At 57.6% G+C, this 12,823-nt stretch carries 11 protein-coding genes; 2 read left to right on the top strand and 9 right to left on the bottom strand.

The window, feature by feature from the left end; translation table 11 throughout:
• Positions 1 to 108 precede the first annotated feature (108 nt).
• Together GXX82_07305 and GXX82_07310 are read right to left on the bottom strand one after the other, a co-directional pair.
• Positions 109 to 324 (bottom strand): hypothetical protein, encoded by a 216-nt coding sequence (locus GXX82_07305; protein ID NLT22837.1) that lies wholly within the window; start codon positions 322 to 324, stop codon positions 109 to 111.
• 346 nt (positions 325 to 670) lie between these two features.
• Complete coding sequence (locus tag GXX82_07310; GenBank protein ID NLT22838.1) at positions 671 to 2,917, bottom strand: ATP-dependent RecD-like DNA helicase; 2,247 nt, start codon at positions 2,915 to 2,917, stop codon at positions 671 to 673.
• Positions 2,918 to 3,041: 124 nt separating this feature from the next.
• Between GXX82_07310 and GXX82_07315 the strand changes: the two genes are divergently transcribed.
• Together GXX82_07315 and GXX82_07320 are read left to right on the top strand one after the other, a co-directional pair.
• On the top strand, positions 3,042 to 3,389 hold the full coding sequence (locus GXX82_07315) for a hypothetical protein (protein ID NLT22839.1): 348 nt from the start codon (positions 3,042 to 3,044) through the stop codon (positions 3,387 to 3,389).
• A gap of 215 nt (positions 3,390 to 3,604) precedes the next feature.
• Positions 3,605 to 5,743 (top strand): bifunctional (p)ppGpp synthetase/guanosine-3',5'-bis(diphosphate) 3'-pyrophosphohydrolase, encoded by a 2,139-nt coding sequence (locus GXX82_07320; GenBank protein ID NLT22840.1) that lies wholly within the window; start codon positions 3,605 to 3,607, stop codon positions 5,741 to 5,743.
• Between the two features lie 172 nt (positions 5,744 to 5,915).
• Here the strand turns inward: GXX82_07320 and GXX82_07325 are convergent, their stop codons facing one another.
• The 7 genes from GXX82_07325 to GXX82_07355 form a co-directional block, all read right to left on the bottom strand.
• Complete coding sequence (locus GXX82_07325; GenBank protein NLT22841.1) at positions 5,916 to 6,107, bottom strand: 50S ribosomal protein L28; 192 nt, start codon at positions 6,105 to 6,107, stop codon at positions 5,916 to 5,918.
• Between the two features lie 533 nt (positions 6,108 to 6,640).
• Positions 6,641 to 7,153 (bottom strand): DUF192 domain-containing protein, encoded by a 513-nt coding sequence (locus tag GXX82_07330; GenBank protein NLT22842.1) that lies wholly within the window; start codon positions 7,151 to 7,153, stop codon positions 6,641 to 6,643.
• A gap of 293 nt (positions 7,154 to 7,446) precedes the next feature.
• Positions 7,447 to 9,102, bottom strand: coding sequence for an FAD-dependent oxidoreductase (locus tag GXX82_07335; GenBank protein NLT22843.1), 1,656 nt, complete (start codon positions 9,100 to 9,102; stop codon positions 7,447 to 7,449).
• A gap of 51 nt (positions 9,103 to 9,153) precedes the next feature.
• Positions 9,154 to 9,423, bottom strand: a complete 270-nt coding sequence (locus tag GXX82_07340; GenBank protein NLT22844.1) for a hypothetical protein — start codon at positions 9,421 to 9,423, stop codon at positions 9,154 to 9,156.
• A 40-nt stretch (positions 9,424 to 9,463) separates the two neighbouring features.
• On the bottom strand, positions 9,464 to 9,709 hold the full coding sequence (locus GXX82_07345; protein NLT22845.1) for a ferredoxin family protein: 246 nt from the start codon (positions 9,707 to 9,709) through the stop codon (positions 9,464 to 9,466).
• A 95-nt stretch (positions 9,710 to 9,804) separates the two neighbouring features.
• Positions 9,805 to 11,793, bottom strand: a complete 1,989-nt coding sequence (locus GXX82_07350) for an FAD-binding protein (protein NLT22846.1) — start codon at positions 11,791 to 11,793, stop codon at positions 9,805 to 9,807.
• Positions 11,794 to 11,982: 189 nt separating this feature from the next.
• Positions 11,983 to 12,690 carry a FadR family transcriptional regulator gene (locus tag GXX82_07355; protein ID NLT22847.1) on the bottom strand — a complete coding sequence of 236 codons (708 nt, stop codon included), beginning with the start codon at positions 12,688 to 12,690 and terminating at the stop codon, positions 11,983 to 11,985.
• Between the last annotated feature and the right edge of the window lie 133 nt (positions 12,691 to 12,823).

Raw genomic sequence — 12,823 nt, forward strand, 5'->3', positions numbered from 1 at the left:
ACACTACAACGGGCATGACGTCATGTCTGTCACTTCGGCGATAATAATCGTGTCGTACTTTCTCGGCCTGCCCGTCATCGTTTGTCACGACAAATGCCACACCCGGCGTCAGTCCGCTCTCTTTGCCATTTTGTCCCGGGTCCTGACGCCAAGCAGCTTGCGGGCGCAGTCCGGACAGATGCCATGGGTCACCACGGCGAGCGGCATTTCCTTCGCATTCACCTCGGACCTTTCCCAGGCGCCATCTCTCTTCCGCTCCCTGCCGCACCAGGCACAGAAACAGCGCGTTCGCCTCAAGTCCCTCACCCTTCTCTTGATCGCCATATCATCCCCTCGCCCCCGTCTCTTCGTTCCCCTGGCCGCCCGCGTGCACAGGGCAATGCTTCCGCCCGGGTCTCTACAATTTTAGGGGATAGCCGGTGACGTGTCTGTCACCGAAGGAATGATTCTGATGTCCTGTTTTCGTAGACGGGGAAAGTGAATGTATGATGACAAGAAAGGCGGTTTCAGGTTTCAGGTTTCAGGTTTCAGGTTTCATTAGAAAAACCGTGGAAGAGAACCGGCTGTCAACACAATTACTGACTAGTGCGGCAAAAACTTGTTGGAGCGAATGTTTTTTGTCTTTTTCCTGAAACGTGAAACCTGGGACCTGAAACGGTCTTTCCTGTCTTTAGCCTGGGACCTGGGACCTGAGACCTGGGACCGTCTTTGCCTCTCTCAGTCTCTCCGCGAGGAGCGTGTATCTTCTGTGGGGCGTGTCGTTGCGGACCGCGATGGAAAGGGCCTTCCTCGTCCCGACGAGATAGACCAGCTTTCTGCCCCGCGTGATGGCCGTGTAGAGAAGGTTCCTTTGGAGAAGGAGGTAATGCTGCGTCAGGACAGGCATCACCACGGCGGGATACTCGCTTCCCTGGGATTTGTGGACGGAGATAGCGTAGGCCAGGATGAGCTCATCCAGTTCGCTGAAATCGTAGGACACGACCTTCCCTTCGAAATCGATGCTGAGTTCCTGCACCTCCCTGTCCATGGCGATCACGGTTCCGATATCTCCATTGTACACGTCCTTTTCGTAATTGTTCCGCGTCTGGAGGACCTTGTCGCCCATCTTGAAGAACCTGCCTCCCCGGGAGATCCCGTCAGTGCAGCCGTTCAGCACCTCCTGGAGCCGCGCGTTCATGTTCGACACTCCCACCACTCCGCGGTGCATGGGCGTGAGGACCTGGATGTCCTTCACCGGGTGAAGGCCGAAACGCGAAGGTATCACATCCCGGCAAAGACCGACGACATATTGCAGGACCTCGTCGGGGTCCCCGATATCGACAAAGAAGAAATCACGGCCCTGTCCGGCGTGCTTTTCAAAAAAGGGCATTTCGCCGGCGTTTATGCGATGGGCGTTGACGATGATCATGCTCGTTGTCGATTGCCGGAATATCTCGCTCAGCCGCACACATCCCACGCACCCCGAGGAGATGATGTCCTTGAGGACGCTTCCGGGACCCACGGAGGGAAGCTGGTCCACGTCACCGACGAGAACGAGGGTCGCCTGCGGGGGCACCGCCTTCAGAAGGTGGTACATGAGGGGGATGTCGACCATGGATGCCTCGTCGATGATGATGAGCCCCGCGTCGAGCGGGTTCGATTCGTTGCGCTTGAATCCCCCCTCGGGCGATGAACTCCCGGGACCGTACTCCAGCAGACGGTGTATGGTCCTCGCCTCGGCCCCGGTGGTCTCTGTCATCCTCTTGGCCGCCCTGCCCGTGGGGGCCGCCAGCAGCACCTTCTGTCCCGTCTTGCCGGCGATGGCTATGATGCCCTTTATTATGGTCGTCTTTCCCGTTCCGGGACCTCCCGTTATGACAAGAACCTTTTGCTCCAGGGAAGCCCGGACCGCCTCGAGCTGTCGCGAGGAAAAAGAGATCCCCTGGGTCCCTTCGACCCACTTCAAGGCTTCCTCGACATTGATAAGGCGCATCTGCCTGGGATGGGCGGCAAGCCTGGCAAGGAGTTCGGCAGTTCCCTTCTCCGAAACATGAAGCGGTGCGAGGTATACGGTCCCGTCCCGGTATCTCGCCGCTCCTCCGGAGAGCTGCCCCGGTTCGTCGAGGATCACCTTTCTCTGCGCTGCCAGACTTGAAAGGGCCTGGGGGATCTTCTCCCTGTCGACCTCGAGCACTTCGGCACATCTCTCCACGAGGAGGTCGCGGGGGAAAAAAAGGTGGCCTTCGCTCGCGAGCTGTCCCAGCACGTAGAGGATCCCCGTTTCGATCCTCAGAGGCGCTTCCTTCCCGATGCCCAGCTTCCCGGCTATGCTGTCGGCCGTGAGAAAGCCTATGCCGAATATGTCGACCGCCAACCTGTAGGGATTCTCGCTCACCACCCTGACCGCGTCCCCTCCGTAGAAACGGTAGATCCTGGCGGCATAGGATGGGCTGACACCGTTGCCCTGGAGAAAGACCATGACATTGCGAACCTCTTTCTGTTCCTCCCAGGCCTTCCGTATCATGTCGATGCGTTTCCGCCCGATGCCGGGGACCTCGCGAAGCCTGTCCATATCGGTGTCGATGACATCGAGCGTCGTTTCCCGGAAGCGCGCCACGAGTCTTTTGGCCATGACGGGCCCTATGCCCTTTATCATGCCCGAACCGAGGTACCGTTCTATCCCTTTGACGGTAGCGGGCATGAGGGTCTCATAAGATGTTATCCTGAACTGTTCGCCCCACCGGGGATGGACCTCCCAACCGCCTTTGAGCCGAAGCACCTCTCCGGGAACCACGGAATGGAGAGTACCGACAACGGTGACCTGGGAATTTCTTCCGTCGACCTTCACTTTCGCTATGGTATAATGATTCTCTTCGTTGTAATATGTGATTCGTTCCACCTGGGCCCGTATTTCCGGCTGTGAAGTGCTTTCAGGCATGATTAATAGTATAGGAAATGCGCCGATAATAAAAGTGAAACATGGACCCGGACCGTTCGATCCTCATGCGGCAGGATAAGGACCGGGACAACCATCATACCCCGGAAGGCGGAGAGAGAACCACATGGTGCGTTCCGTGATCAATGCGATACAATACCAGTTCCACAGAATGGCTGCAAATCATAAGGCACTCCTTCTCCACGAAGCCGAAAAGATAACCGGCTTCATGCGCCTGCTCATGAAGCCGAGAAACACCCGGCTGAAGTGGACAAGGGAAGAGAAAAAGCTTCTCAGGATGCATCTCAAGCATCTGTCGTACTACGTCCCCGCCCTGGCAATATTTGTCATGCCCTTTGGCTCCCTGCTCATCCCTCTCCTGGCGGAGATCCTTGACAGGAGGAAGGCCTTCCGCGGGTCCGGCAAGGGTCTCGGGGCTGCGGCCCGGGGAGACAGCGCCACCCTCGAACCCTGAAGCAGGAACCTTCCCGAACCCCCTGAAACCGCTCTTCATTACCCGTTGTCATTTCGCACCGCATAAGGTAATATAAGGGTCAGGGAAGACATGCGATCAGACATACCCTCCGTACACAGCCAGGCAGACAAACAAAAAGATGCCGGTGCATCCTTCCGTGAAGAGACCCCCACCCGCAACACCGCCCCGCCAGTCGAACTTAGACGGGACGACACATGATACGCTTTAATGACATCGTCGACGAGGTCCTGAAGTATAACCCCGACGCCGATGTCGAGTTGCTCCAGAAGGCATACATCTTCTCGGCAAAGGCGCACAAGGGACAGGTGCGCCTGTCAGGAGAACCGTACCTCATACACCCCCTCGAAACGGCGTACACACTGACGAAGATGAACCTCGATATCCCGAGCATCGTCTCGGGCCTCCTCCATGACACCATTGAAGACTCCTACGTGGACAAGAAAGAGATCGAGGAGTACTTCGGCAAGGAGATAGCCGAGCTCGTCGACGGCGTGACAAAGATCAGCAAGATCCCCCTCAAGACGTCGGAGGAGTCCCGCGTCGAGAACTTCCGCAAGATGATCCTGGCCATGAGCAAGGACATACGGGTCATCCTCGTCAAGCTCGCGGACCGCTACCATAACATGCAGACCCTGAACTTCCTGTCGGCGGAGAAACAGATCGAGATCGCCAGGGAAACCTTCGAGATATACGCGCCGCTCGCGCACAGGCTGGGGATAGAGTGGCTCAGGGCCGAGCTGGAGGACGCGGCCTTCAAGTACCTCAAACCAACGGAGTACAGGCTCATCGCCGACAATATCGCTCAGAAAAAGAGGGAACGCGAGGCCTACATCAATGAGGTCATCGGGCTTTTGCGCCAGAAACTCGATGAGTTCCATGTAAACGCCGACATATTCGGGCGGGCGAAGCATCTCTACAGCATCTACCGCAAGATGTCACTGGAGGGGCTCAACATCGACGACATCTACGACATCATTGCCTTCCGGGTGGTCGTCGACACGATCAAGGAGTGCTACGAGGCGCTCGGCATCATCCACGCCGCCTACAAGCCGATACCGGGAAAGTTCAGCGACTATATCGCCCTCCCGAAGGCCAACATGTACCAGTCTCTGCACACCAAGATCATGGGTCCCCACGGCGAGAAGGTCGAGATACAGATAAGGACCAGGGAGATGCACCGCTTGGCGGAGGAAGGGATCGCGGCCCACTGGAAATACAAGGAAGGCAAGGTCTTCAATCCCAAGGAGGACAAGATCTTCGCGTGGCTGCGCCGGATCATCGAGTGGCAGCAGGAACTCAAGGACAACAAGGAGTTCATGGAGATCTTCAAGATCGACCTCTTCCCCGACGAGGTATACGTCTTCACGCCGAACGGCGACGTGAGAGAGCTCCCCAAGGGAGCGACTCCCGTCGATTTCGCCTACGCGATCCATTCGGAGTTGGGTCACCGGTGCGTCGGCGCCAAGGTGAACGGAAAGCTGGTGCCCCTTCGCTACACCTTGAAGAGCGGCGACACCGTGGAGATCATGACGAGCCCCGCTCACAAGCCGAGCAAGGACTGGCTGAGCTTCGTATCGACCTCCAAGGCGAAGACGAAGATCAGGCAGTGGATAAAGACGGAACAACGGGAAAAGAGCATCGAGCTTGGCCGCAGCCTTCTCGACAAGGAACTGGGCAAGCATTCGATGAGCTTCTCCCGGCTCCTCAAGAGCGGCGATCTCCTGCCCCTTGCCAAAGATTTCAGCTTCGAGAACGTCGACGATCTCTTTGCCAGCGTGGGCTATGGACTGTACACTCCGCTGCAGGTACTCAACAAGATCATCCCCGAGGAGGAAAAACCGGCGGGGAAGATCAAGACCATCATCCACTCCCTGAAAAAAGGGCGTGACAACGCGATAAAGATCAAGGGCATAGACGGGCTCGTCATACGTTTCGCGAGGTGCTGCAATCCCATTCCCGGCGACAACATCATCGGTTTCATAACCAGGGGTCGCGGCCTCACCGTGCACGTCGAGGATTGCCCGAACGTCCACACCTATGACGAGCAGCGCAAGGTGGAGGTGAGCTGGCAGCTCAGCAAGGACTACACCTTCCCCGTGAGGTTCAAGGTGACGGGAAATGACCGCAAGGGTCTCCTCTCCGACATCTCGAGCGTCATTGCCGCCAACAAGGTCAACATCCTCAGCGCCTCGGCGATGACCTATCCCGACAGATCGGCGGCAGGGATCTACGAGGTCGAGATCGAGCACATGTCGCAGCTCCAGAAGGTCATGAAATCCATACAGAAGATAAAGGGAGTGCGCTCCGTCGACAGGATGAGGAGTATAACCTAATTCGGGTCATGGGTCATAGGTAATAGGTCATGGGGAAAAAAGGCCAAGTACCTGCGGCCTGTAAGCTATTATCTTTGTCAGCGTGCGGGGAATAGAAGATGGACGGACGGCCTCGGATTATAGGCAATGTCTTTCCTATTACCCATTACCTATAACCCATCACCTGTCTTCACTATACTGCTTTTTGGAAGTTGCCCTTCTTGATGCACTTCGTGCAGAGTCTTGCCTTGAGGGTTTCGCCGTTCTTCACGATGCGGACGGTCTGCAGGTTCGGCCGCCATTCCCGCTTGGTCTTGTTGTTCGCGTGACTCACGTTGTGACCGATTTGTTTTCCTTTTCCACAGATCTCACAGACCCTTGCCATTTGTGACCTCCTGACCTTGTCCGAACTTCTTTGAGTTCCTTTAAAGACAAAGATTTTACCCGCTTAAGGCGTCGTATGTCAACACTTTTGTCGGCAGGGAGCCTGATCGGGAAAGAGAAAAGGCGATAGGGGGCAGGCCTTTCATGGGACGTATAGGAACGGATAGGACCGATAGGACGCATAGGACATATAGGACGTATGAGATGCGGTTCTCCTTCATTCCTCATCTTCTGTCGCTTGTTATTTGCAGTGAATGATTTCGCTGAGATACGGGGCGGTGCCGGGAGGTGCCGGCCGAACCCCCGTAAATGATTGGCCAAAAACATCCCGGACCGGGCCATTACGGAAAGGCATCAGATCTGTGAATAATTTCTATAGGCGCTGAAATGATTCCTCTTTTCATCATGCACGGTGAGAGGGCAAAAAGAGCAAAGTCGTTTGGCATCATGAAGTTGACCGCGTGTTTCCACAACTTGTCAACAGGAAATCCACAACTGTTGTGGAAAAGCGGGGGTTCACCCGGCCTCGCCGCGTCAGCGTTCGGCAGAGGCCCTGTCGAAACGGACCCTGACACCCCGCGCGACGGCACACTCCTTCGCCTCGCCCGCGTTCACTTCCAGGATGTACCGGGCGGGATACCGGGAGCTTATGTTCCTTTCGTCATGCGGGCGCGCCCCCCGGTGAACATGGACGACCTCGTACCGTCCGTTGATGAAGATGAGGTCAAGGGGGATGTACGTGTTTTTCATCCAGAAATTCTGCATGTCGTCGCGGTCATGAAAGAAAAGCATACCCGTGCGCCTGCGCAGGGATGTTCGGAACATCAGCCCCTGCGCCTGCTGCTCGGGCGTCACCGCCGGCTCCGCCTCAAAACGGCAGAGTTCGCGGTCTTTCGCATCGAAGAAAATGACGCTGACGACGGGAAGGTCCGGTGCTGAAACAACGAGCAAAAAGGGAACGAGCGTAAAAACCATCAGGAAACAGAAACGAAGGAAGAGCCAACGGAAGAACGTTGTCCGTGAAGCGGCGCTCGCAGGGTCTTTCATTCCTTATGGTGCGCCGGACAGGAGGAAAAGTCAAGAAGACAATCCCCGCGCAGTGATGGGCTCGAGACCGCAGGCGACAGCGGAAACCGCGTGGTGATCGGGCCATGGACTGCCCTCTCCGGGTTATGACGGCCGGGCAGAGGCGAGATAGTGATCCGGAGCAATGGGAGCCAGCGGGGTTCCGGCATACCGGACCGATAAGGTTCCTGGAAAGTGAGCGATTGCCGCTCCCGGCCCGTCAGGTTCGTTAAAGATACTCCTTGGGAAGGAACACGCCCTGGGGGTGCCGAATATCAATGTCCTCTCATGGTGGCCGTGTACGTTTTGTAGCCGCCGCTGAGGTTCTTCGACTTGAAACCTCTCTGCGCCAGGACCCGATGACCCGCGTACGACCGCGTTCCAACCTCACAGTACGTGATGTAAAGCTTTTCCCTGTCCAGCTTCTCCATCTTCTTTCTCAACCGCCCGAGGGGGACGTGTACGGCCCCCTCTATCGGGGAACTCCTCATCAGGTCTTCCATGTCCCTTAAGTCCAGAAGGACAGTGTTCTCCCCGATATCCTTCAGATCCCCGGCGTGGACCACCTCGTGATCTCCCTTCAATATGTTGGAGGCAACGAAACCGGCGATGTTGACGGGATCTCTGGCCGAAGAGAACGGAGGCGCGTAGGCCAGATCGATGTCTTCGAGGTCAAAGACCGTCATTGAACCGCGAATGGCCGTTGCCATCACATCGATGCGCTTGTCCACCCCGGTTCCTCCCACTATCTGGCTTCCCAGGATCCGGCCGCTTCCCGGCGAGAAGATAAGCTTGATGGTCATCATTTCGGCCCCGGGGTAGTATCCTGCGTGCGAGTTTGAATGTGTATAACTGACGAGATGCGGCACCTGACGCATACGCAGCGTCTTCTCGCTGGCACCCGTGGACGACACCGTGAGGCCGAAGATCTTCACGATCGAAGTCCCCAGGGTACCCCTGTACACCGTTCTTCTTCCCAGCGCGTTGTCCGCCGCTATCCTGCCCTGCTTGTTGGCCGGGCCTGCAAGTGCGGTCAGCACGGGGAAGCCGCTCACGAGGTCATTGACCTCAACGGCGTCGCCGACGGCGAAGATGTCCGGGTCGGAGGTCATCATCAACGGGTTCACCTTTATCCCTCCAAGATCGCCGATCGCCAGACCGCAGTCCCGGGCAAGCCTGATGTCCGGCCGGATGCCCATCGAGAGAACGAGCATGTCACAGGGGATCTCCTCGCCGCGGTCCGTCAGGACCGCTGACACCGTGTTCCGCCCCGCCACGGAGGAGATGCTCCGTTCGAGCAGCAGGTCCACTCCGTTCTCCCGAAGATGATCGTGGACCACCGAGACCATCTCGCGATCGAGGTGGTTCATCACCTGGGGCAGTCTCTCCACGATGGTGGTCTTGACACCCTTTCTTGAGAGATTCTCCGCCACCTCGAGACCGATGAAACCGGCGCCGACGATCACTGCCGTCCCCGGTCCGCTCCTGTCCGCCTGCGACTTGATCCTGTCGGCATCGAGAACGCTCCGGAGACTGAAGACGTTGTCGAACGCGCCGTATCCAGCGGGAAGACTGACAGGCTCAGCTCCGGGAGAAAGGATGATCCTGTCATAAGGTTCACGGTAACCCTCTCCCGTTCTGACGTCGTTGACGACAACCTCCCTGGCGGCCCTGTCTATGGAAAGGACGTCGGACAGGGTCCTGACCTCGACGCGGTATCGTGCCCTGAATTCCTCCGGGGTCGTGACCATCAGATCGTCACGGGTCCCGATCACGTCTCCGATGTAATAGGGGAGACCGCAATTCGCGAAGGATACGTACTCCCCGCGCTCAAAAACGATGATCCCGGCGTCCTCACTGAGACGGCGCGCCCGCGCCGCGGCGGTGGCACCCCCGGCGACTCCCCCGATGATCACAAGTCTGCATGCCATAGATAGATCCTCACGCGTGATAGGTTGTCAACAGGCCTTTTCCCCGACCCGTCAGGATTTGCTGCAACCCGACTGGGAATAACTGACCCCCTTTATGAAACGCTCCACGCGTTCCCGCGCGGCGCCAAGGAGGAGGGTCCGCGTCTCCTCGGACGCATCGTCTTCTTCCTCAGCGGCGGCTCTTGTCAACCGATCGATAAGCTGCTCCTTCGCGGCAACCGATCCAAGGTCGCGCCTGAGCGCCGTCATCTCGTCTCCAACGTGGTCGAAGTCGAAGACATCCTCTATCATCTCTCTGGCATCTTCCGGTGTTACACTCATAGCAGCCTCCATGTTATCTAACGGCATCCTCGCGTCCCGCTCACGTCCGCTTTGTCTCACCTGTTTCCTTGTTCTTGAAATGGACCCTCATCATGAGGGGATGCCGCATGGTGAGACATTCCTCGGGGCACTCGCCGACACAGCACGCCGCATACCAACACTCCTCGGGGTACATGATGATGGGCGGCTTGCCCTTCTCGGGGTTGGCGACAAGCACGTCCGTCGTGCATATGGTGACGCACTTGTTGCATCCCGTGCATCGTTCCTCATCGATCACCACGGGCATGCTGGGAGTGGGTTTGTTGGGAAAGGCGTAGCACTTCTCCGCGCCGCCATCTTTCTTCAATCTCTCTTCGTTCATTCTCCTTGCCTCCTGGCTCCTCACGCTTTCTTCTTTTTCAGAAAGCCCCTGTAGGTCGGGTTATGCGCTTCATAGTTCGCCGCAAGGTCACCCTGGAAATCGAGGGCGAGGCCGGCGGTCTTCGTTGCCCCGTCGACCTGCTTGATGGTGATCCATTTGTGCCAGTCGGGGGGGTCCATCTCGGGATAGTCCTGGCGGAAGTGTCCGAGGACCTCGCTGCTTGCCTTCCTGGCCATGCAGGCCTGAAGTATGATCTCATCGACGGTCAGGACATTGTATGTCTCCAGAACACGCAGAAGTATGTGCGGGTTGCTTGCATACGTCTCGGGGTAGTGCTCGTTCTTGATGTCCCCGATCCATTTGAGGCCTGTCTTCATCATCCCTTCGTTCCTGACGGCCCCGCAGTAGTTCTGCATGGCCCGGGCGCCGACAAAACGCAGTTCTTTCCAGTCGATCCAGTCCTTGCCGGGTTTCCTATTTGTGGGGGCATAGACCCTTTCCCGCTCGCGCCGCACCTGGGCCGCGTCGATGGCGGGCGGTCCCTCAAGCTTCATCGCGTATTCGGCCGCCTTCCTGCCCGCGTACCTTCCCGTGGCGCAGGCGTGGTACCAGTAGTTCCCCGCCAGTATGGCGTCGCCGACCGCGTAAAGACCCTCGAGATTCGTCCTCAAGTCCCAGTCGACCACGACCTCTCCGCCGTTGCCGAAGGCCTCCATGCGATACGGCCCGAGGGCCATGGTGCTGTCCATGCTGGGGTAAGGCTCACCGCTCAAGGTGAAGTAGTTCTGAAGCATGTCCCGGTGGGAATTGAACCCCGCCGCCTCGTAGTTGAGGATGACGGGGATCTTCGTCCGCCCCTCGTTCCCGACCATGAGGCCCCATATCGCATCTCTTTCATACCAGGGCATCCCCGCAAGGTCGGCGTACAGGGGAAGGACGAACTCTCCTTTCCTGATGCGGTCCGCGAGGTCCGCCGGCATCGTCGGCTTGGCGTAGAGCGGGTCCCGGGACCGCTCGGCTATGAACTTCTGCCCCGGCCTCGGAATGCAGCGCTTCTCCACGGGCACCACGTTGCCGTCGGAATCCACGTAGGGGACCTCCTTGCCGTTCGCGTCCACGATCGTTGCCGGGTGCCATGTGTTCCACCAGTTGCCCGTCCCGTAGGAGGGATACTCGTATCCAGGCGGCATGGCGGCCCTGCTCCTCTCCATCTGGGCAAGCTCCACGCCTGCCCTCCACATGATGGCGGGCCCATCGCCCGTTATATTCGGCTTGAACGTGTCGAGGCCTATGGACTCCGTCGAGAACCGCCAGCTTCCCTGGTGGCAGGACATGGCGTTTATCGTGGCCTTTGCCCTGAAGACATAGAACTCACCGGTCCGCATATTGATAGCCGTGGCGCCGACGACGCGGGCGCCCTGCTTTCCTCCCTCCGTCAGGAGGCTTGTGGCCACCACCCTGTCGAAGACCTGCACGCCCTGCTGAAGGCATTCATTGAAGATGGCCGGCTTGAAGGTCGCGCCCCAGACACGGAACTGGAACCGGTTCTCGTAGTCGTAGCAAAAGACGAATTTCGTCTTCTCATCCCTGAAAGGAGCCCCTTTGAACGTGTCGTCGAGGTCCCGCACCTTCGCGCCCATCTTCTCTATCTCGAGAAGGGTGTCGTATGCCTCTCTTGCCGCGATGTACCGGGAGAGGGAATTGGAGTACCCCTTGAAGGTGATCCTCTCCCATTCCACACAGTCCTCGGGGGTGACCTTCGATGCAGGGTTCGGCGTGTTGAGCCAATGGTCGAAACCGGACCCCCCGCCGGACCTTTTCGGATACGCTTTGTCGAGAAGAGCAACCTTCAATCCCTTCTTCGCGGCGCTGATGGCTGCCATGCACCCGCCCGGCCCGCCACCGAGCACAACGACGTCCACATCGATATCGTTCTGCTTATCGTACCTGACAGGATAGGGCCATTCGATCACCTGACCCGTTCGCGTTACCGCATCTTCCCAGTTCATATTACCTCCTCCGAGAACTCCACGGGCCTGGTATCATCGCCGTGGCGAATGGACTGCAGGAGGTCCGGCATGCCGGACCTCCCTGGACTAAACTGTCGTATTGTGTGATGGACTAACCAATAGACCATGTCTAATTATGGACCATACTCAAAACACATGTCAAGGAATATTTTCGGGAAAAGGATGTTTTTACGTGGTCAGTCTCGTCGTATGTTCCGTGTCTATCGCCATGAGTTCGTCGCAGCGGACGTGGTCCTTCCGTTCCATCGCTTCTATGATCGCGTCATGACGCGCGTAGGTGTTCTTGATGTACTCCTCGGACTGCATCGACTTTGGATAGACAATATCAAGAAGCTCAAGGATGGACTGCAGCATCATGGTCAGGAGCGGATTGCCCGCGATCTGGGCTACGGCCAAGTGGAAATCGCTGTTGTTGGCCCTCAACCTGTCCCTCTCCTCTATCTCCGTTAACAGCTTCGCATTGATCTGCCTGAGCCTCTTGAGGTCTTTCGGCTTTGCCTTCTCGACGGCCAGCCTGATTATGGCGCACTCGATGGCCCTGCGCGCCTCGTAGAAATACTGCAGTGTGAGCTCCCCGCCATGGAACATGTCCGAGGCAGCGTGCACCAGGGGTTTATGCAGGTTCCGCACCACGAACGCCCCACCTGAAGGCCCCGTCCTGATCTCGATCAGACCGGCCTGCTCCAGGGCCTGGATGGACTCCCTGACCACAACACGGCTCACGGAGAACAGGTTCGCCAGTTCCCGTTCCGAGGGAAGCTTGTCGTCCACCGCGAGTTTCTTGGAATGAATGAGACCCTTCAGCTGCGACACGATGGACTCGTGAAGCTTCGCCTTTCTCGGTGGACTCAGAAGTTTGGCAATGTCTTCTTTCACCTGTGACCTTTTCACCTTTTTTTCGGAGATTATACCACCTTTGCCGCCAGGCCACCAGAGATATATGGTATCTTCAAACGCTCAACCGTTCCGGTATTCACAGGCGGTCCTTTCATCCGGAGATTGATCCTAG

The sequence above is a fragment of the Syntrophorhabdus sp. genome (genome assembly GCA_012719415.1).
In the GTDB taxonomy this organism is placed as follows: domain Bacteria; phylum Desulfobacterota; class Syntrophorhabdia; order Syntrophorhabdales; family Syntrophorhabdaceae; genus Delta-02.

Excerpts from the sequence above, each read along its gene's own strand:
- GXX82_07305 (NLT22837.1), bottom strand. The coding sequence starts at position 324 with ATGGCGATCAAGAGAAGGGTGAGGGACTTGAGGCGAACGCGCTGTTTC.
- GXX82_07310 (NLT22838.1), bottom strand. The coding sequence starts at position 2,917 with ATGCCTGAAAGCACTTCACAGCCGGAAATACGGGCCCAGGTGGAACGA.
- GXX82_07315 (NLT22839.1), top strand. The coding sequence starts at position 3,042 with ATGGTGCGTTCCGTGATCAATGCGATACAATACCAGTTCCACAGAATG.
- GXX82_07320 (NLT22840.1), top strand. The coding sequence starts at position 3,605 with ATGATACGCTTTAATGACATCGTCGACGAGGTCCTGAAGTATAACCCC.
- GXX82_07325 (NLT22841.1), bottom strand. The coding sequence starts at position 6,107 with ATGGCAAGGGTCTGTGAGATCTGTGGAAAAGGAAAACAAATCGGTCAC.
- GXX82_07330 (NLT22842.1), bottom strand. The coding sequence starts at position 7,153 with ATGAAAGACCCTGCGAGCGCCGCTTCACGGACAACGTTCTTCCGTTGG.
- GXX82_07335 (NLT22843.1), bottom strand. The coding sequence starts at position 9,102 with ATGGCATGCAGACTTGTGATCATCGGGGGAGTCGCCGGGGGTGCCACC.
- GXX82_07340 (NLT22844.1), bottom strand. The coding sequence starts at position 9,423 with ATGAGTGTAACACCGGAAGATGCCAGAGAGATGATAGAGGATGTCTTC.
- GXX82_07345 (NLT22845.1), bottom strand. The coding sequence starts at position 9,709 with ATGCCCGTGGTGATCGATGAGGAACGATGCACGGGATGCAACAAGTGC.
- GXX82_07350 (NLT22846.1), bottom strand. The coding sequence starts at position 11,793 with ATGAACTGGGAAGATGCGGTAACGCGAACGGGTCAGGTGATCGAATGG.